Origin of the sequence: Leucobacter coleopterorum (genome assembly GCF_011382985.1) — a bacterium.
GTDB lineage: Bacteria > Actinomycetota > Actinomycetes > Actinomycetales > Microbacteriaceae > Leucobacter > Leucobacter coleopterorum.
In genome coordinates this window covers 2120079-2138813 of the sequence record NZ_CP049933.1, presented here as the reverse complement: position 1 = coordinate 2138813, position 18735 = coordinate 2120079, and the positions used below count along the sequence as shown (strand labels likewise).

15 protein-coding genes, 1 other RNA gene and 2 pseudogenes are annotated in these 18735 nt (G+C 61.8%); 15 read left to right on the top strand and 3 right to left on the bottom strand.

Going from position 1 to position 18735, the window contains the following annotated elements; translation table 11 throughout:
* The first annotated feature begins 7 nt into the window (after positions 1 to 7).
* From ftsE to smpB, 3 genes are all read left to right on the top strand, one after another.
* Positions 8 to 1081: a cell division ATP-binding protein FtsE gene (gene ftsE, locus G7066_RS10070; protein ID WP_166330834.1), complete on the top strand. Its 1074-nt coding sequence runs from the start codon at positions 8 to 10 to the stop codon at positions 1079 to 1081.
* Positions 1078 to 1992: a permease-like cell division protein FtsX gene (gene ftsX, locus G7066_RS10065; RefSeq protein ID WP_166289287.1), complete on the top strand. Its 915-nt coding sequence runs from the start codon at positions 1078 to 1080 to the stop codon at positions 1990 to 1992. Before ftsE ends, ftsX begins: the two co-directional genes overlap by 4 nt.
* A 159-nt stretch (positions 1993 to 2151) precedes the next feature.
* The gene (gene smpB / locus G7066_RS10060) at positions 2152 to 2631 is read left to right on the top strand and encodes an SsrA-binding protein SmpB (RefSeq protein WP_166330832.1); all 480 of its coding nucleotides are present in this window, start codon (positions 2152 to 2154) and stop codon (positions 2629 to 2631) included.
* 178 nt (positions 2632 to 2809) lie between these two features.
* Here the strand turns inward: smpB and G7066_RS10055 are convergent, their stop codons facing one another.
* A complete protein-coding gene (locus G7066_RS10055; RefSeq protein ID WP_166330830.1) occupies positions 2810 to 3817 on the bottom strand; it encodes a LacI family DNA-binding transcriptional regulator in 1008 nt (335 codons plus the stop codon).
* 184 nt (positions 3818 to 4001) lie between these two features.
* On the opposite strand from G7066_RS10055, the pseudogene G7066_RS10050 reads away from it, so the two are divergent.
* The 12 genes and pseudogenes from G7066_RS10050 (at position 4002) to ssrA (ending at position 17332) form a co-directional block, all read left to right on the top strand.
* Positions 4002 to 5548 (top strand): annotated as a pseudogene (locus G7066_RS10050) (sugar ABC transporter ATP-binding protein).
* A complete protein-coding gene (locus G7066_RS10045) occupies positions 5545 to 6600 on the top strand; it encodes an ABC transporter permease (RefSeq protein ID WP_166330828.1) in 1056 nt (351 codons plus the stop codon). The pseudogene G7066_RS10050 and the gene G7066_RS10045 overlap by 4 nt, the downstream one beginning before the upstream one ends.
* Positions 6597 to 7688 carry an ABC transporter permease gene (locus G7066_RS10040; RefSeq protein WP_166330826.1) on the top strand — a complete coding sequence of 364 codons (1092 nt, stop codon included), beginning with the start codon at positions 6597 to 6599 and terminating at the stop codon, positions 7686 to 7688. Before G7066_RS10045 ends, G7066_RS10040 begins: the two co-directional genes overlap by 4 nt.
* A gap of 23 nt (positions 7689 to 7711) precedes the next feature.
* Positions 7712 to 8773: a rhamnose ABC transporter substrate-binding protein gene (gene rhaS, locus G7066_RS10035; protein WP_205881422.1), complete on the top strand. Its 1062-nt coding sequence runs from the start codon at positions 7712 to 7714 to the stop codon at positions 8771 to 8773.
* 77 nt (positions 8774 to 8850) lie between these two features.
* A complete protein-coding gene (locus tag G7066_RS10030; RefSeq protein ID WP_244302905.1) occupies positions 8851 to 9894 on the top strand; it encodes a hypothetical protein in 1044 nt (347 codons plus the stop codon).
* A gap of 16 nt (positions 9895 to 9910) precedes the next feature.
* Complete coding sequence (locus tag G7066_RS16210; protein ID WP_244302904.1) at positions 9911 to 10294, top strand: hypothetical protein; 384 nt, start codon at positions 9911 to 9913, stop codon at positions 10292 to 10294.
* 2 nt (positions 10295 to 10296) lie between these two features.
* Positions 10297 to 10662: an L-rhamnose mutarotase gene (locus G7066_RS10025; protein WP_166330824.1), complete on the top strand. Its 366-nt coding sequence runs from the start codon at positions 10297 to 10299 to the stop codon at positions 10660 to 10662.
* A 5-nt stretch (positions 10663 to 10667) separates the two neighbouring features.
* Positions 10668 to 11837, top strand: a pseudogene (gene rhaI, locus G7066_RS10020) (L-rhamnose isomerase).
* A gap of 3 nt (positions 11838 to 11840) precedes the next feature.
* Positions 11841 to 13889: a bifunctional aldolase/short-chain dehydrogenase gene (locus G7066_RS10015; RefSeq protein WP_166330822.1), complete on the top strand. Its 2049-nt coding sequence runs from the start codon at positions 11841 to 11843 to the stop codon at positions 13887 to 13889.
* 5 nt (positions 13890 to 13894) lie between these two features.
* Positions 13895 to 15394, top strand: a complete 1500-nt coding sequence (locus G7066_RS10010; RefSeq protein ID WP_425280725.1) for a rhamnulokinase — start codon at positions 13895 to 13897, stop codon at positions 15392 to 15394.
* A complete protein-coding gene (locus G7066_RS10005; RefSeq protein ID WP_166330820.1) occupies positions 15349 to 16590 on the top strand; it encodes an alpha-hydroxy acid oxidase in 1242 nt (413 codons plus the stop codon). The genes G7066_RS10010 and G7066_RS10005 overlap by 46 nt, the downstream gene beginning before the upstream one ends.
* A 371-nt stretch (positions 16591 to 16961) precedes the next feature.
* Positions 16962 to 17332: a transfer-messenger RNA gene (gene ssrA, locus G7066_RS10000) on the top strand.
* Between the two features lie 84 nt (positions 17333 to 17416).
* On the opposite strand, the gene G7066_RS09995 is transcribed toward ssrA, so the two are convergent.
* On the bottom strand, positions 17417 to 18073 hold the full coding sequence (locus G7066_RS09995; RefSeq protein ID WP_166330818.1) for a hypothetical protein: 657 nt from the start codon (positions 18071 to 18073) through the stop codon (positions 17417 to 17419).
* Complete coding sequence (locus G7066_RS09990; RefSeq protein WP_166330816.1) at positions 18055 to 18717, bottom strand: heparan-alpha-glucosaminide N-acetyltransferase domain-containing protein; 663 nt, start codon at positions 18715 to 18717, stop codon at positions 18055 to 18057. The genes G7066_RS09995 and G7066_RS09990 overlap by 19 nt, the downstream gene beginning before the upstream one ends.
* Between the last annotated feature and the right edge of the window lie 18 nt (positions 18718 to 18735).

Genomic DNA, 18735 nt, shown 5'->3' with positions numbered 1-18735 from the left:
AGGCGTCATGATTCTGTTTGAAAACGTCACCAAGAAGTACCGGGGCACCGCCAAACCCGCACTCGACGGCATCGATCTGAAGATCGACCGTGGTGAGTTCGTGTTTATTGTCGGCGCTTCCGGGTCCGGTAAGTCGAGTTGCCTGCGCCTCATTTTGCGTGAGGATCAGCCAAGCCTTGGCAAGATCCACGTGCTTGGGCAAGACCTCAGCAAAATCTCCTCTCGCAAGGTTCCCTACTTTCGCCGCAGCCTCGGCACGGTGTTCCAGGACTTCCGTCTGCTCACCAATAAGACGGTGTACGACAACGTTGCGTTCACTCTGCAGGTGATTGGCAAGTCGCGCGGCTTCATTCAGGAGGCCGTGCCCGACACACTGGAGATGGTTGGGCTTGCTAACAAGGCAAAGCGTTTTCCCCACGAGCTTTCGGGCGGTGAGCAGCAACGTGTCGCCATTGCGCGCGCGATTGTGAACAAGCCCGCGATCCTGTTGGCCGACGAGCCGACGGGTAACCTCGACCCAGCGACCAGCCTCGGCATTATGCAACTGCTGCGCGCGATTAACGCGGCGGGCACAACCGTGGTCATGGCAACGCACGAGGCGACCTTCGTTGACATCATGCAGCAGCGTGTGGTGGAGCTGTCGCAGGGCGTCGTCGTACGCGACGAAGTTGGTGGCGGCTACGGCGAGACCGCGTCGATACCGATCGCTGATCTCTCGGAGGCCGGCGCTCAGGTGCTGCGCACCAGCGAGGCGGTGGTGCGGGCCGCGCTGCAACCGGATGGAACGCCAGTTGTGGCGGATCCTGCGCCCGTTGTATTGCCTGAGGTAACTCCGGAACCACCCGCTGCGCCCGAGGCATCGGCATTTGAAGAGCCTCGCCCGTTTGAGGGTGAGGGCGATGATGACGAGGATCTCGACGTGACGCGGCGCGCTGGCGAAGAGCCCGCGATCCCGAGCTTCTTGCAGCAGGGGCAGCCGATGGATCCCGTGCAGATGTCGGAGACCGGCAATCTTGCACAGCACCTTGGACTGGACCGAAAAGACGATGACGAGCAGACGGATGTGGGGCCCGTACGATGAGGGTTGGGCTGGTACTTGGCGAGGTCTGGAGTGGCCTGCGTCGCAACATGTCGGTGGTCATCTCGGTGATCCTGGTGACGTTTGTGTCGCTCACGTTTGTGGGCGCGGCGATCATCATGCAGCTGCAGGTGCAGCAGATGAAGACGTTCTGGTACGACCGCGCGCAGGTGGCGGTGTATCTCTGCACCAACTCTGAGCAGAGCCAGACTTGCTCTGGCAAGGATGCTGACAAGGAACAGATTGCCGCTGTCGAAGCTGCGCTGAAGTCTGACGAGCTCAAACCTTTTATCGATGACTTTTTCTTCATGACGCACGATCAGGCGTACAAGGAGTTCACGAAGCAGTTCAAGGGCAACCCGATCGTGGACATCACGAAGCCCGAGCAGCTGAACCAGACGTTCTGGATCAAGCTCAAGGATCCTTCGAAGTCCGAGATTATTCAGGAGGCCTTCTCCGGCATTCCGGGTGTGCAGAGCGTCGTGGATCAGCGAAGTTTGCTCGACCGCATCTTCCTGTTCTTGGGGGTCGCAAGCTACACGGCCATCGCGATTGCGGGTCTGATGCTCGTCGCGGCCATGCTGCTGATCTCAACGACGATTCGACTCTCGGCGTTCTCGCGGCGGCGTGAGATCGGGATCATGCGCCTCGTTGGTGCCTCAAACCGCTTCATTCAGACGCCGTTTATCTTGGAGGGTGTGATCGCCGCGCTTATCGGGGCGGTGCTTGCGGGTGGTGCCTCGGTGGCGATCGTGAAGTTCTTTGTGCAGGATTTCCTGGCAAAGGAAGTGCCGTTTACGAGCTACATCACGGTGGATCAGTCGCTGATAGTGCCGCCGATCCTGATCCTGGTTGGAGCGATATTGTCGTCGATTGCGGCGAAGATCGCGATCACGCGATACCTGCGGGTGTAACTGCCGAGGTTCTACACGCCATCCGGTGCTGGTGGATCAGCCGGATAGAAACCGTTGTTTCTGTCCGGCTGACGCGTCTGCGTCGGCTGACATGTTGGCGGCGATTGAAATCCGATAGTCTGAGGAATTGCGCCCGCGCGAGAACGGAAGGATGTAGGTATGGCCAAGGAAACCGGCGAGAAGCTGATTGCTTCGAACAAGAAGGCTCGGCACGAGTACCTCATCATCGATACCTACGAGGCGGGAATGGTGCTCACCGGCAGCGAGGTGAAGTCGCTGCGCATGGGGCGGGCCTCGCTCGTTGACGGGTATGTGTTCATCGAGCGCGGTGAAGCGTGGCTTGACGCTGTCTACATTCCCGAGTACCTCAACGGATCGTGGACCAATCATGCACCGCGCCGCAAACGCAAACTGCTGCTGCACCGGCAAGAGATCGACAAACTGTACCAGAAGACCCGCGAGGGTGGCATGACGATTGTGCCACTGCGGTTGTACTTCCTAGACGGCCGCGCAAAGGTCGAGATCGCCCTCGCCCGCGGTAAAAAGGAATACGACAAGCGCCAGACGCTGCGCGAGCGCCAGGATCGTCGTGAGGCAGAGCGCGCCATCTCGGCGCGCAAGCACCTGGGGAGTAGCTAACTTGCTTCCATGTTGTTGGTCTCCTTGCCGTCGAGTTGTTGGTCTCAAACCCGTCGAGAGTGCAAAGATGCATGTTTTTGCTTTGTGAAGTCATGTAAAACTGCACTCTCGCCAAGTGTCATGTGACGGGCGATCGCAGTCGCGAGGCGACGCAATTGGGGAGGTATGGGTACGGAGCTCACTGGTAGCCGAGGGTGGAAGCCCTAGCCACAAGCTCGGGCTGGAACACGATCTGTTCACGCTCGGAGGCTCCCGCGGTCTCGCGCAGCAGCAGCTCAACGGCGGTTGCCCCGATCTCGGATGATGGCTGCCGCACCGACGTAATCGGCACGACCGCGGCGCTGGCAAAGTCGATGTCGTCGTAGCCGACAAGTGCGATGTCTTCTGGCACTCGGAGCGATCCTGACATGACCAGTGCCTGAATGACGCCCATCGCGAGTAGGTCGTTGGCGGCGAAGATCGCGTCGGGTCGTTTCGCGGCTGGCAGTGCCGAGATCTGCTCGGCGATACGCCGCCCCTCGAGCACGGTGAGTGCCTCGGTCGGGTAGATGGTGAGGGCTGCATCGGCGTATCGCGCAACAACCGACTGGGCACCCTCTAGGCGCTGGCCGACCTGCTCGATATCGACCGGCCCGCCGATAAAGGCGATGCGTCGACGACCGATGTCGATGAGGTGCTGAGCCGCTGCGCTGCCGCCTCTGACGTCGTCGACCGACACAGAAGAGAACGAGTGGTCTGAGCTGCCGCGGTCGACCAGCACCACCTGTGTGCCTGACTCGCGCAGTCGCCACAGGCGGCTGAGGTCGGTGCGCACGGGAGAAATGAGCACACCCGCTACGCGCTGCTCCTCGAAGAGATCGAGCAGCGTTGATTCGCGGTCGCTCGACTCGTCGCTGCCGCCGAGCAGCACTGTGTAGCCCTCGGTCAGCGCGCGGTTTTGGGCCCCGTGCGCGAGATCGGTGAAAAACGGGTTGCGGGTGTCGAGCACAACGAGCCCGATCGTGTGGCTGCGCCCAGCGCGAAGCTGGCGGGCGGCGTCGTTGCGCACAAACCCGAGGTGCTCGATGGCGAGGGTGACCCGCTCGACGGTGGCGGGGGAGACAATGTCGGGGCGATTCAATACATTGGAGACGGTTCCGACCGATACGCCTGCCTCGCGGGCAACATCTCGCACACTCACGCTCATGGCGGTTGCCTCCTTGCAGTCGTGGGATCGCTTACAGTTATGTATCTTACCGGCACTCATTGAAACGCTTCAATAACGGTTGGCGTATGTCGAAGGCAACCACTTGACAAGTAAACCGGTCAAATAATAGTCTTGCCCCAGTCGAAAATGAATCGTTTCATTTTCCTCAACGGAGAGGACGCACATGAATCTGGCACCCAGTCAGACGGAACACCCGGGCGAGGCGCTACTTTCGCTACGAGGGGCCGTCAAGACATTTGGGCCGGTGGTTGCGCTCGCTGACGGCACGATCGAGCTGCACGCGGGTGAGATTCACGCCCTCGTTGGCGAGAACGGCGCGGGCAAGTCCACGCTTGTGAAGGTCATGGCGGGGCTCTACACACCCGATGCTGGTGAATTTCGCATCGCAGGTGAACCGCAGAGCTTCCGAACGGTCGGCGATAGCAAAAACGCGGGGATCTCGGTTATCTACCAAGAGCCAACGCTCTTCCCCGATCTCACCGTCGCAGAAAACATCTTTATCGGCCGCCAGCCCAAGGGGGCGCTCGGTCTCATTAGCCGCGCCACGATGCGCGCAAAGGCTGAGGAGCTATTCGCGCAGTTAGGGGTGCCCATCGATCCTGACCGCGTTGCAGAAGGCCTTTCGATCGCGGATCAGCAGATCATCGAGATCGCCAAGGCCATCTCCATCGACGCGCGTGTGCTCATCATGGACGAACCAACCGCCGCACTGAGCGGTGTTGAGGTCGAGCGGCTCTTTACGGTGGCTCGCGCGCTGCGCGACCGCGGTGCCGCGATCATGTTTATCTCCCACCGCTTCGAAGAGGTGTTTGCGCTCACCGACCGTATCACCGTCATGCGCGACGGTCGGTACATCTCGACCGTCATGACACGCGACGCGACCATTGAGGGCATCGTGAAAGAGATGGTCGGCCGCGACATCGACCAGCTGTTCCCGAAGGAAGACGCGCCCATCGGCGACGTTGTGCTCAAGGTTGAGAACCTCACCAGCGCGGGGGTCTTCAGCAACGTGAGTTTTGAGGTGCGCGCGGGCGAGATCCTCGGCCTTTCCGGGCTCGTTGGCGCCGGTCGTTCCGAGGTCGCCAGGGCGGTCTTTGGTGTCGACGGTTACGATTCCGGTTCTGTCCAGATGCTGGGGAGAAACTGCCCAAGCGCAAGGTGCAGCACGCGATCACCGCAGGCATTGGCTTTGTGCCCGAGGATCGCCGCAAGCAGGGGCTGGTCATGGATCTCTCCGTGGGGCGCAATGCAACGCTCGCGCTTCGCAAGCGCCTGGCTCGGTTTGGGCTGATTAGCGGATCGCGCGAGCGTGCGGTTGCCGAGGAGTGGACCCAGCGCTTGCAAGTGAAGACGGGGTCTATCGACTACACGGCCTCGACGCTCTCGGGAGGTAACCAGCAAAAGGTGGTGCTTGCCAAGTGGCTCTCCATGCACCCGCGCCTGCTGATCGTCGACGAACCAACACGCGGCATCGACGTCGGCACGAAGTCTGAGGTGCACCGCCTGCTCTCCGACCTCGCGAACGAGGGCATCGCCATCATCATGATCTCGAGCGAACTGCCCGAGGTGCTCGGCATGGCCGATCGTGTCGTTGTGATGTGTGAGGGCCAAGTCACCGCCACCATCGATCGTGCTGATGCCACTCCCGAAAACGTCATGTACGCCGCCACCCACAACCTTGCCCATGCAACGCAGGGAGCCCCCGAATGAGTACCGCACAAATTACGCCGGGGAAGACGCCGGCAAAAGCCAGCTCCCGCGCGGGATCGATCCTGCGCGCCAGAGAGCTTCCCGTTACCATCGCGTTGATCGCGTTGATCGGTCTGACGTACGCGGCGAATCCGCTGTTCCTGTCACCGCAGGGCGCAAAGGATCTGCTGCTCAATGCGACCATCATGATCATTCTGGCCGCGGGCCAAACCCTGCTGATCATCACCCGAAACATTGACCTGTCGGTCGGATCAATGCTCGGGCTTGTAGCCTACGGCACTGGCACACTCTTCGTGATGGCAGAGGGCATTCCGATCTGGATCGTATTTGTGGTTGGGATCCTGTTCGGGTCGCTGCTGGGGCTCGTCAACGGTCTACTGGTTACGGTCGCCAAGGTCCCCGCGCTTGTTATTACGCTGGGCACACTCTACGTGTTCCGTGGCATCAACAACTGGTGGGCGGGCGGCACACAGTACTTTGCCGATGATCGTCCCGATGCATTCGGCAACCTTGCCGTAGACAGCTTCCTGGGCTTTCCGATCATCACACTGATCGCGATCCTTGTGGTCGCGGTGATTGCCGTGATCCTCATTGGCACACGGCCCGGGCGCGACCTCTACGCGATCGGGTCGGATCCCGAAGCCGCGATTCTATTTGGCATCAAGGTGCAGAAGCGTGTGCTGATGGCCTTTCTTGCCAATGGAGCGCTTGCGGGTCTTGCGGGGGTGTTGTACGCGGCACGCTTCAACTCGGTGGGAGCAACCACCGGAACCGGCATGGAACTCAACGTAGTTGCCGCGGCCGTGGTCGGTGGTGTCGCGATCTTTGGTGGCAGCGGATCCGTGATCGGTGCGGGCCTCGGTGCGCTTCTACTCACGACAATCACGGGTGCCCTCACGGCCTTGAGGGTAGACAAATTCTGGCAGCAGGCGATCGTCGGCATGCTGATTCTCGCCGCGATCCTGATCGATCGGATTGCCTCGATCCGCACCGCTCAAAAACTGAAAGTCAGCAACTCAGCTGAGGGTGCCAAGCAGGAGGAAACAAAATGACGAGCACCGAGACCTCGGCATCATTGACGATCGCGAGCACCTCAAAAACGCTGAGCGGTGAACCAAAGGGACGCACCGGCATCGCTCGCTGGCTGCTGAGCCGCGACGCGATCATGATCGGCATTCTGCTTGCAACGATCTTGCTGTTTTCGCTCACAATCCCGCGCTTTGCCTCGCCCGTGACGGTCGGCTTTCTGCTGCTCGATGTGATCCCGGTCCTGCTGATCGCGATGCCGATGACGCTGATCATCATTACCGGCGAGATCGACCTGTCGGTGGCCTCAATCGCGGGTCTCACGAGTGCCTCACTCGGTGTCATGTGGGCCGCGGGGTTCGATATGGGCACGGCAATTGCGATCTCGATTGGGATCGGGATCGTGGCGGGTGCTTTCAACGGCTTCCTTGTGAGTGTGGTCGGGTTGCCGTCGCTGGCGGTCACCATCGGCACGCTGGCGCTGTTCCGAGGGCTCGCGCTCGTCGTGATCGGCGACAACGCCGTGGCGAACTTTCCGCCGGAGTTCACCGCGTTCTTCACCTCGAAGATCGGTTCGACCGGGATCCCGACCGTGATGATCGGGGTGCTCATTATCGTGGTGATCTTCGGTCTGCTGCTGCATTTCGCCCCCTTCGGGCGCGGCCTGTACGCGATGGGTTACTCGAAAGAGGCAGCCCGCTTTGTCGGAATCGATATCGTCAAGTCGAAGTTCTGGCTCTACGTCGCGAGCGGTGGTGTGTCGGCGCTCGCAGGCATCTACTGGACACTGCGCTATTCGAGTGCCCGCTCGGACAATGCTTCGGGGCTTGAATTGACCGTGGTCGCCGCGGTGTTGCTCGGCGGCGTTTCAATCTTCGGCGGTAAAGGGTCGATCCCCGGTGTTTTTGCCGGTGTGATGCTGATCGGCACGATCAACTATGCGCTGCGACTCGGTCGTGTCTCAGATGTGGTCCTGATCATCGTGACCGGCACGCTGCTGATTGTCTCGGTCGTCACGCCCAGCATTGGCGCGGCGTTCACACGCAGGTCGCATGATCGACGAATACACAAAGAACTTCCGGAGCCCTCCGGTTCAGGAACACTCGGCGTCTGACGCCAACTTGAAAGGAACGCAGGATGAAACTCTCAATGACGCGGCGGGGTCGAAGTGGACTCGCGCTCACAGCATCAATGATTGCCGTCACAGCGATCGCCCTGACCGGGTGTGCTTCGACAGACTCTGGAGACAAGGGCGGTTCAGATAACGACAGTAAGGGGGATCAGACCATCACCTTCATTCCGAAACAGCTGAATAACCCCTACACCGATGTGGTGTTGGGAGGCGGTAAGGATGGCGCTCAAGCGGCCGGCTTCAAGTCGAGCCAAGTCGTTGGTCCGCTTGATGCGAGCGCATCAAGCCAGGTTTCGTTTATCAACGCTGAAACACAGGCTGGAACAAACGTGATTGTGATCGCCGCGAACGATCCCGATGCCGTGTGCCCCGCGCTGAAGGAAGCCCGTGACGGTGGCGCGAAGATTGTTGCGTTCGACTCCGACACCAATAAAGACTGCCGCGACGTGTTTGTGAGCCAGGTTGTTGCCAAGGATGTTGCGCTGATTCAGCTTAAGCTGATCTCGGAGCAGATTGGTGGTGAGGGCGAAATCGCGATCCTCTCGGCCACCGCGAACGCGACGAACCAGAACGAGTGGATCACGTACATGGAGGAGGAGCTGAAGTCGAATCCCGACTACTCCAAGATCAAGCTCGTGACCAAGGTGTACGGCGATGACGATGACACCAAGTCGTTCCAGGAGGCCCAGGGCCTGATGCAGGCGTACCCGAATCTGAAGGGGATTATCTCACCGACCACGGTTGGTATCGCGGCCACGGCTCGGTACCTCTCGACCTCCGAGTACAAGGGCAAGGTTGCGCTGACTGGTCTTGGTCTGCCAAACGAGATGCGTCCGTTCGTCAAGGATGGCACCGTCACTGAGTTCGCTCTGTGGGATCCGGCTCAGCTCGGCTACGTTGCAGCGTTTGCGGGCATGGCCCTTGACGCAGGCACGATCACCGGAAAGGAAGGCGACAAGTTCGAGGCCGGAGATCTGGGCGAGCGCAAGGTTGGTGCCGATGGCCTGGTGATTGTTGGGCCGCCGACGGTTTTCAACAAGGACAACATCGACGACTACGACTTCTAGGTCGCGGTTTGTTTCGCGGGGCCGGTGTGCCGGCCCCGCACACCCCAAGCATTTCTTTACCCAGGAACGGTCACACCATGAACCCCGCACCCGATAGGAACATCGCCGATCTGCTCCCCATGACGTCTCGCCGCAAACCCCGTATCGGGCTGGTGGCGGGTGGCCTCGGCACCTACTGGCAGCAGTTTCCGGCGCTGCTGCCGCAGCTGCAGGAATCGTCGCGGTACGTGTCGGAGCGCTTCTCTGCGATGGACGCTGAGGTGACCGATGTCGGTTTCATCTCGGACGCGCAGGAGGGGGCGGTCGCCGCCGAAAAGCTGCGCCGCGCCGACTGCGACCTGATCGTGCTGTTTTTGACCACCTACCTCACCGCCTCGATGGTGCTGCCAATCGCACAGCGCGCTGGCGCACCCGTGCTGGTCATTGATCTGCAGCCCACCGAGAAGATGGATCACGCGAACTTCAGCACGGGGGAATGGCTGGCGTACTGCGGTCAGTGCCCGGTGCCCGAGGTCGGCAACGTGTTTCGCCGGGCCGGGATCCCGTTCCGCTCGGTTTCCGGCTGGCTGCGACAGGAGAGCGCCTGGCACCGTATCGAACAGTGGATCGCGGCGGCGCACGTGCGCGCGGCGCTGCGACAAGCGAGGCATGGCCTCATGGGGCATCTCTACCCGGGCATGCTCGACGTTTCGACCGATTTGACGATGCTGCCCGCGACCTTCGGCTCGCACGTTGAGGTGCTGGAGTTTGACGACCTGCGGGTGCGGGTCGACGCAGTGACGGAGTCAGAGACCGAGGAACGGATGGTGCTTGCGCGCGAGATCTTCACCGTCGACGCGTCCGTGAAAGAGGAAGACTTTGCCTGGGGTGCCAGGGTGTCGGTGGCGCTCGATCGCCTCATCGACGACTTCGACCTTGACTCGCTCGCCTACTACCACCGCGGACTCGATGGCGAACTGCACGAGCGCATTGGTGCGGGCATGATTCTTGGCGCCTCGCTGCTGACCGCGCGCGGAATTCCTGCCACCGGGGAATTCGAATTGCGCACGACCGTGGCTCAGCTCGCCTCTCAGGTGATCGGGCAGGGGATCGTTCTGCGAGATCCAAGCCCTGAACTTTGAAGACAACGTGGTAGAGATGGGGCACGACGGCCCCGCACACCTCTCGGTGTCCGCTCGGGACCCGCTGCTGCGCGGGCTTGGCGTGTACCACGGCAAGCGCGGTTGGGGTGTTTCCGTCGAGTTTGATGTGCAGCAGGGGCCGGTGACACTGCTCGGTCTTGGGCAAGACGCTGATGGCTCGCTCTCGTTCATCGCTTCGGAGGGGACCGCTGTGCCCGGACCTCTTCTGGCGATCGGCAACACCACAACTCGCGTCGACTTTGAGCGAGACCCCGGTGAGTGGGTTGACGATTGGTCAGGGACCGGTGTCGGACATCACTGGAGCTTGTCGACAGGACGCCGCGCCGAGACTTACCGCGCCGCAGCCTCGCTGCTCGGCATTGATTACCGGGAGGTGTGACCGTGCGACGCTACTGCTTTCAACTCCAACTGCGATCGGAGCGCATGGCCGAGTATCGCGAGCGTCACGCCGCGGTGTGCCCCGAGATGCTGAGGGCGCTCGCCGACACCGGCTGGCGCAACTATTCACTGTTTGTGGGCGAGGACGGCCTGCTGATCGGCTACCTCGAGGCCGAACAACCGCTCGCTGAGCTGCAGGCTGCGATGGCCGCCACTGAGGTGAACGCAAGATGGCAGGCAGAGATGGCCCCGTTCTTCGCAGACCTTCAGGGCGCCCACGGCGGTACTCCCGACACCGGATTTTTCGAACTGACCGAGGTATTCCACCTCGAAGACCAGCTGACTCAGCACGACAACGCTAGAAAGTGACCATCATGAGCAACACACTGACTCCCGACATGCTCGCTGTGCTTGAGCGGCAGGCAATAGAGGTTCCGTCTTGGGCCTACGGTAATTCGGGCACACGCTTCAAAGTGTTCTCGACGCCCGGCACGCCGCGTGATCCCTTCGAGAAGATCGCGGATGCTGCACAGGTGAACAGGGTGACCGGGCTCGCGCCGATCGTAGCTCTCCACATTCCGTGGGACCACGTCGACGACTACGCCGCCCTCGGGCGCTTCGCCGCCGACCAGGGCGTCTCGCTCGGCACTATCAACTCAAACACGTTCCAAGATGACGACTACAAGTTTGGTGCGCTTGCCCACGAGGACGCCGCCATTCGGCAAAAGGCAATCGACCATCACCTCGCCTGCATCGACGTGATGGACCAGACCGGATCCCGCGACCTGAAGATCTGGCTCGCCGAGGGCTCCAACTACCCGGGCCAGGCTGACATGCGAGGCAGGCAGGATCGACTGCACGAATCTCTGCAGCAAATCTACGCAAGGCTGTCGGGGAGCAGCGCCTTGTGCTTGAGTACAAGTTCTTCGAACCGTCTTTTTACCACACCGACGTGCCCGACTGGGGTACCTCGTACGTGCAGGTGGCGGCGCTGGGGAGCGCGCGATGGTGTGCCTCGACACCGGCCACCACGCGCCCGGCACAAACATTGAGTTCATCGTGATGCAGCTGCTGCGCCTCGGCAAACTCGGCTCCTTCGACTTCAACTCACGCTTCTACGCCGATGACGACCTGATCGTGGGAGCCGCCGATCCGTTCCAGCTCTTCCGTATCCTGTTTGAGGTGCTGCGCGGGGTGGGCTCGACACCGACAGCCCCGTCGCCTTCATGCTTGACCAGTGCCACAACATCGAAGACAAGATTCCGGGCCAGATTCGCTCCGTGCTGAACGTGCAAGAAATGACGGCGCGGGCACTTTTGGTGGATCGCGAGGCGCTCGCCGCCGCGCAAAAGTCGGGCGACGTGCTCGGCGCGAACGGTGTCTTTATGGACGCGTTCTACACGGACGTGCGACCGGCGCTTGCCGAGTGGCGCGAGTCGCGCGGCCTGCCCGCGGATCCAATGGCAGCGTACGGGGCCTCAGGGTACTTCGAGAAAATCTCCGCTGAGCGCGTCGGCGGCACACAGGCAAGCTGGGGAGCGTAACTCATGGCGAACGAAGCAGCACACAACACCGCGGCGGAGCTCATTGCGCGCTCGAACCGCCTCGGTGCCGACAAAAAGAACACGAACTTTGCGGGTGGTAACACCTCGGCGAAAGGCGAGGCTCAGGATCCCGTGACCGGTGAGCCGGTTGAACTCATGTGGGTGAAGGGGTCTGGTGGTGACCTCGGCACGCTCAAGGAGGCCGGGCTCTCGAGGCTGCGTGTCGACCGCATGCGCGCGCTCGTCGACGTGTATCCCGGTCTCGACCGCGAAGACGAGATGGTTGCGGCCCTCGATTACTGCCTGCACGGCAAGGGTGGCGCGGCTCCGTCAATCGACACGGCCATGCACGGCCTCGTGCACAAGGCCCACGTCGATCATCTCCACCCCGACTCGGGCATTGCGATCGCGACCGCCGCAGACGGCGAGGCGCTCACCGGCAAGATCTTCGGAGGCAGGGTCGTGTGGGTGCCGTGGCGCAGGCCGGGGTTCCAGCTCGGTCTCGACATCGCCGCGATTCAGCAGGCCAACCCCGAGGCCGTCGGTTGCATTCTCGGCGGCCACGGCATTACCGCCTGGGGTGAGACGAGCGAGGAGTGCGAGCGCAACTCGCTCTGGATCATCGACACGGCCGCCGCGTACATCGACGAGCACGGATCTGCTGAGCCGTTCGGTGCCCGCGTTGACGGTTTCGAGGCTCTGCCGGAAACCGAGCGCCGGGCGAGAGCCGCTGCCCTTGCCCCCACGGTTCGTGGACTCGCCTCACACGACAAACCGATGGTGGGGCACTTCATCGACAGCGCGGAAGTTCTCGACTTTCTTTCCCGAGAGAAGCTGGCATCCCTCGCCACGCTCGGCACCAGCTGCCCAGACCACTTCCTGCGCACGAAGGTGAAACCGCTAGTGCTCGACCTGCCCGCGACGGCCACCGTTGAAGAGCAAATCGCGCGCCTGCACGAGCTTCATGAGATGTACCGTAAGGACTACCGGGACTACTACGAGGCCCATGCCGACGCCGACAGCCCCGCAATGCGCGGTGCTGATCCGCTCATTGTGCTGATCCCGGGTGTCGGCATGTTCAGCTACGGCGCCAACAAGCAGACCGCGCGGGTCGCGGGGGAGTTCTACGTCAACGCGATCAACGTGATGCGCGGTGCCGAGGCGCTGTCAACCTACGCCCCCATTAGTGACGCCGAGAAGTTTCGTATTGAATACTGGGCGCTCGAAGAGGCAAAGCTGCAGCGACTGCCGAAGCCGAAGTCGCACCAGGGGCGCATCGCGTTTGTGACGGGCGCCGCCTCGGGCATCGGTAAAGCGATCGCGACCCGGCTCGCGGCCGAGGGCGCGTGTGTGGTGGTGGCCGACCTCGACCTTGAGAAGGCACAGGAAGCCGCTGCCGATCTGGGCTCGAGCGACGTCGCGGTTGGGCTCGCCGCAAACGTCGCCGATGCCGCCGCCGTGCGGGCCGCGATGGACGCGGCCGTGCTTGCTTTCGGAGGCATCGACCTCGTCGTGAACAACGCGGGTCTGTCGCTGTCGAAGCCCCTCCTCGAAACCACCGAGAAAGACTGGGATCTGCAGCACGACGTCATGGCCAAGGGTTCCTTCCTCGTGTCAAAGGCCGCGGCTAAGGCGCTCATCGAGCAGGGCATGGGCGGCGACATCATCTATATCTCCTCAAAGAACAGTGTGTTCGCTGGCCCCAGTAACATCGCCTACTCGGCTACGAAGGCTGACCAGGCCCACCAGGTGCGACTGTTGGCAGTTGAGCTGGGGGAGCACGGCGTCCGCGTCAACGGCATCAACCCCGACGGGGTGGTGCGGGGATCCGGCATCTTTGCCTCGGGCTGGGGCGCGAACCGTGCCGCGACCTACGGGGTGAACGAGGAGGATCTCGGCCAGTTCTACGCGAACCGCACGATCTTGAAGCGGGAGGTGGTCCCCGAGAACATCGCCGATGCGGTGTACGTGCTCACGGGTCCTGAACTCTCGCGCACGACCGGGCTGCACATTCCCGTTGACTCGGGTGTGGCAGCGGCGTTCTTGCGATGACAGCCGTGGGGGGTCCAGCAGAGCCCGGAGTTGTTGCCGCCGTTGACCTCGGGGCGACGAGTGGCCGCGTGATCCTGGGCCGTATTGACCGCGGTGTGTTGCAGATGCGGCACATTGCCCGCTTCGCGAACAACCCGGTGCACACCCGCGATGGCATGCACTGGAACCTCCTGGAGCTGTACCGCGAGGTGCTGCTCGGTCTTGCAGCGGCCGAGCGAGAGGTGCCCGGTGAGATCGTGAGCGTGGGAATTGACTCGTGGGGTGTCGACTACGGGCTGTTTCGTGGGGATCGCCTGCTCGGCGTGCCCTTCCACTACCGCGACGTGCGAAACGACGCCGGAGTTACAGCGGTGCACGCGCGGATCAGCCCCGAAGAGCTGTTCGCTCGCAACGGCTTGCAGCACCTCAACTTCAATACCGTGTACCAACTGGTGGTTGAGCAGCAGGCGGCGGGTGAGCTGCTGTCGCTCGCGGATCGTATGCTACTGATCCCTGATCTGCTGAACTTCTGGCTCACTGGCAAGGCCTACTCCGAGCGCAGCAACGCTTCAACGACGGGACTGCTCGGTGCGAAAACCGGGGAGTGGGATCTCGACCTCGCAGCGAGCCTTGGTATTCCGCGCGCGATCCTGCCCCCGCTCATCGACGCGGGTGCGGCCGTCGGTAAGCTCTCGCTTGATGTCGCGGCCCGTGTCGGTCGAGCCCTCAATGTGGTTGCGGTCGGCTCGCACGACACGGCCTCGGCGGTGGCCGCGATCCCGAACCCTGGCCGCGACTTTGCCTACGTCTCCTGCGGCACCTGGGGGCTCGTGGGGCTTGAGATCGACGCGCCAGTGCTGAGCGAGGAGGCGCGGCTTGCAAACTTTACGAACGAGGGCGGTGTCGACGGGCGCACGCGGTTTCTGCACAACGTGATGGGCCTGTGGCTGCTCTCGGAGTCGTTGCGATTCTGGGAGCCAGCGGCTACTGATGCCCAGCGCTCCAGCCTGCTGGAGGAACTACTCAGTGATGCGGCGCGGGTGCCCTCGGGTGTGCCCGTCTTTGACGTCAACGACCCCGTGTTCCTGCCTGCCGGTGATGTTCCCGTGCGCATCCGCAACTGGTACGGCACACGCGGTGAGCGCGCCCCCGAGTCTCGGGCAGAGATTGTTCGCTGCATCATCGAGAGCCTCGCGCAGGCCTTTGCCGCTGCGGTGCACGAGGCCACGCGGCTTGCGGACCACGATGTGTCGGTGCTTCACATCGTGGGGGTGGCTCGCAGAATGCCCTGCTGTGTCAGGCCACCGCCGATCGTTCAGGATTGCGTGTGGTCGCAGGCCCCACCGAGGCTACCGCGATGGGTAACATGCTGGTGCAGGCCCGCGCACTCGGCCAGGTTGGCCGTGAACTCGAAGACCTTCGCGAGGTTGTTGTCCGATCCTCACCCCTCACCGAGTACTTGCCAAGATAGGTTGTCAGTATGGTCAAACGTCAGGTTCCCAAGCCAGCGGAGCTGCTCGACTTGATGCAGTTTAAGAAGCCGCAGTTCAATGGCAAAAAGCGCCGCCTCGACAGTGCGCTCACCATTTACGATCTGCGGAGCATCGCGAAGCGACGCACCCCCGCCGCCGCTTTCGACTACACTGACGGGTCGGCGGAGGGAGAACTATCGCTCGCCCGTGCACGCCAGGCGTTCGAAGACGTCGAGTTTCACCCGTCGATTCTGCGTGATGTGTCGACCGTTGACACCACCGCGACCGTGTTTGGCGATACCTCGGCAATGCCGTTTGGGATCGCGCCGACCGGGTTTACGCGGCTGATGCAGACAGAGGGTGAGATTGCGGGGGCCGGGGCTGCCGGGGCCGCGGGCATTCCGTTCACGCTGTCGACGCTGGGCACTACCTCGATCGAGGATGTGAAGGCCGCGAACCCTAACGGTCGCAACTGGTTTCAGCTGTATGTGATGCGGCAGCGCGAGATCAGTTACGCGCTCGTTGAGCGGGCCGCGGCCGCGGGCTTTGACACGCTCATGTTTACGGTTGATACCCCTGTCGCTGGGGCTCGCTTGCGTGACAAGCGCAACGGGTTTTCGATCCCGCCGCAGCTGAGTCTTGGCACGATCGCAAATGCCATCCCCAGGCCCTGGTGGTGGTGGGACTTTCTCACCACACCTAAACTCGAGTTCGCCTCGCTGTCGGCAACCGGCGGCACCGTGGGGGAACTGCTCGACTCGGCGATGGATCCGTCGATCTCGTTCGAAGACCTCGATATCATTCGCGGCATGTGGCCGGGCAAGTTGGTTGTGAAGGGTGTGCAGAACGTCGAGGACTCAAAGCGGCTTGTGGATCTGGGCGTCGACGGCATCATCCTCTCGAATCACGGTGGGCGTCAGCTCGACCGCGCGCCGATCCCATTCCACCTGCTGCCTCAGGTGGTGCGCGAGGTCGGCAAAGACACCGAGGTTGTGATCGACACCGGCATTATGAACGGGGCCGATATCGTGGCGTCGATCGCTCTGGGCGCGAAGTTCACGCTGATCGGGCGGGCGTACCTGTACGGGCTGATGGCCGGTGGGCGGGCCGGGGTGGATCGGGCGATCGAGATCCTGTCGGATCAGGTTGTGCGCACGATGAAGCTGCTGGAAGTTGCCTCGCTCGAAGAGTTGACCCCTGAGCACGTGACCCAGCTGGAGCGCTTGGTGCCGCGCGCTGTCTCGAACTAGCTGCGCGGCGTTTGGCGTGTGTGCGCTGCGTCACCCCTGAAGGAGAAGGCAATCTAGTAGGACGATTTTGCGCGGATTCCTCCTCTTGAAGTGTCATCTCCTTCCGGGGTGACAACCCGGGTCTCTTTAAGGCTGCAGCGCTGCAGCAAGAACCCTCGTGAGAGCGCAGTTTTGCAGGTTTTGCCGCAGAAAAAACATGCAAAACTGCGCTCTCACGAGGTTTGCGGGGTGCACTGAATCCTGTGGCGGGGCTCTAGGAGGACCCTGGGTGGACGCGCGGCTCGTGCCGCGGCGTGGTAATCTGTAAGGCCGGGGTTTAACTCCCGGTTTGATAATTCAACAGTGTGCAATGTGAACGCCCCGTAATACCCGGGGCCGATCGGTTTCGACACGTCGATTTGAGACTGTGAGAAGCGGGTCGAGGACGCGGAGTTATCTCGTAAACGCCCTTCGCAAACTATAGGTGCCAACGCTAAGCGCACCGACTTCGCTCTCGCTGCCTAAGCACGAGACCGAGTCCGTCAGGCCGGGTGTGCCTCCGCCCCGGTTCCTGGCGTCATTTAGGAGGCTTGCTGGTTCGTCGTGTTTCAGGGCGCATCGGGACTTTTACTGAAACTGGGCCTGTCGCACTAGGTGTTCGTGACAAAGGGCGGGGCCGAGTAGAACGCTTGCACGAACTACACCCGTAGAAGGCATGGAATCATCGAAGTGGACCGGGGTTCAATTCCCCGCGGCTCCACCGGGCACATCGCACACAGTCTTATCAGCAGCAGAGGCCACCCGGAAGGGTGGCCTCTGCTGCTGTCAAAGGATGTTGAGCCGCTGACTAGCTCCGAACCGCCGTTTTTACGACACCAGAAACGAGTGCTTCAAGTGGGCCACGGCGACGTGTGAACGACAAGATCGCTCCAATTACAAGAACTCCCGCAAACTGAATAAGAAACGACCAAGGGCCAGCAGCCCACCAGGGCATCATTCCGTTCGCTGCTATGGTCGATTCTGCATCCGCGAGCACCGCAGAGAATAGCATGCCGCTCGCAGCGACGTGAAGCGTGTAAATGGTGAGCGAGGCGGCTCCCGCAGACCGCACAATGTCGGTGACCCGAGAAGGTTTTCGGTTGCCCCGAGCGACGTCAAAGATCAACACGAGCACGCTGACTACGGCGAGCCCGATCCCAATGGTGCGAAGAAGGTCCATCGGTGAGCCAGAGTGTGGTGTCGCAACGAGTTGAGCCCACGGAAGAGGACTCATGGGAGCGCCAAACGAAGGAGTCGTCAGAAGCGTCGTAAACAGCTCAGGCTCAACACCGGGGACAGCCTCGAAGCCGAAGCTTCCGAGGTGTGCGATGACAAAGGCTGAAATGAGCTGCGCTGCGATCGCGATGACCGTACCGATACTGCCAAGTGCAATGGCTATTCGAGTGAGTGAGCCCCTGGTTGATGCCGCGACGAACGCGCGCCCGATCAGAACACCAACGAGCATGTATACGACCCACGTGACTGCAGGATATTGCCCCGTGAGCAGCAACGCCCTGAGGTTTTCGAGGGGGCATTGAAGAATGCCTCGAACGTGACGGATCCTCCCTCACCGACGACACCAAGTTCGGTTCTGACCGCTGCATTCAGTGCGCCGCCCGCAACTGCGAGCACGGTGGCCAAGCTGGCGAGTATCCAGCTGCGGGCCGCTATCAGTGGGGCCAAGAGCAACATCGCGACCCCGTAGTAGGCGAGAACCACAACAATGGGGCTCTCGATGAGTCCGAGCAGCATGCCAATGAGAACAAGAATGGCACCTCGCAACGCGATCGCCGCGATAGCGCCGCCGACCCGTTTCTCTCGAAGCAGTCGACGAGTTGCGAACACCATGCTTAAGCCGCCAAGCAGCGCAAAGAGTGGCGCAGCGATGCCCGAGGTGAATGTTTCGGCGAATGTTCCGATCGTCTGATCCAGCTCACTTGCGCCAGGATTCATTGCGTTGACTGCGAGCAGGTGTGTTGCCATCATGCCGATAATCGCGAGAAAACGTGCGATGTCTACGCCCACAAATCGGGCGGTGCTAGTGTCAGTGCCGCTGCTCGCTGCGCGGTTATGGAGTGAGGGTGAAACGGTTGGGGGAGTCGGTTGCATACCTTCAAGTGTGCTTCG

Bases quoted from the DNA above. Each gene is read 5' to 3' on its own strand.
- G7066_RS10055 (WP_166330830.1), bottom strand. From the start codon at position 3,817: ATGAGCGTGAGTGTGCGAGATGTTGCCCGCGAGGCAGGCGTATCGGTC.
- G7066_RS10005 (WP_166330820.1), top strand. From the start codon at position 15,349: ATGGTCAAACGTCAGGTTCCCAAGCCAGCGGAGCTGCTCGACTTGATG.
- G7066_RS09995 (WP_166330818.1), bottom strand. From the start codon at position 18,073: ATGCTCGTTGGTGTTCTGATCGGGCGCGCGTTCGTCGCGGCATCAACC.
- G7066_RS09990 (WP_166330816.1), bottom strand. From the start codon at position 18,717: ATGCAACCGACTCCCCCAACCGTTTCACCCTCACTCCATAACCGCGCA.
- ftsX (WP_166289287.1), top strand. From the start codon at position 1,078: ATGAGGGTTGGGCTGGTACTTGGCGAGGTCTGGAGTGGCCTGCGTCGC.
- G7066_RS16210 (WP_244302904.1), top strand. From the start codon at position 9,911: ATGGGGCACGACGGCCCCGCACACCTCTCGGTGTCCGCTCGGGACCCG.
- rhaS (WP_205881422.1), top strand. From the start codon at position 7,712: ATGAAACTCTCAATGACGCGGCGGGGTCGAAGTGGACTCGCGCTCACA.
- G7066_RS10045 (WP_166330828.1), top strand. From the start codon at position 5,545: ATGAGTACCGCACAAATTACGCCGGGGAAGACGCCGGCAAAAGCCAGC.
- G7066_RS10030 (WP_244302905.1), top strand. From the start codon at position 8,851: ATGAACCCCGCACCCGATAGGAACATCGCCGATCTGCTCCCCATGACG.
- smpB (WP_166330832.1), top strand. From the start codon at position 2,152: ATGGCCAAGGAAACCGGCGAGAAGCTGATTGCTTCGAACAAGAAGGCT.
- G7066_RS10040 (WP_166330826.1), top strand. From the start codon at position 6,597: ATGACGAGCACCGAGACCTCGGCATCATTGACGATCGCGAGCACCTCA.
- ftsE (WP_166330834.1), top strand. From the start codon at position 8: ATGATTCTGTTTGAAAACGTCACCAAGAAGTACCGGGGCACCGCCAAA.
- G7066_RS10015 (WP_166330822.1), top strand. From the start codon at position 11,841: ATGGCGAACGAAGCAGCACACAACACCGCGGCGGAGCTCATTGCGCGC.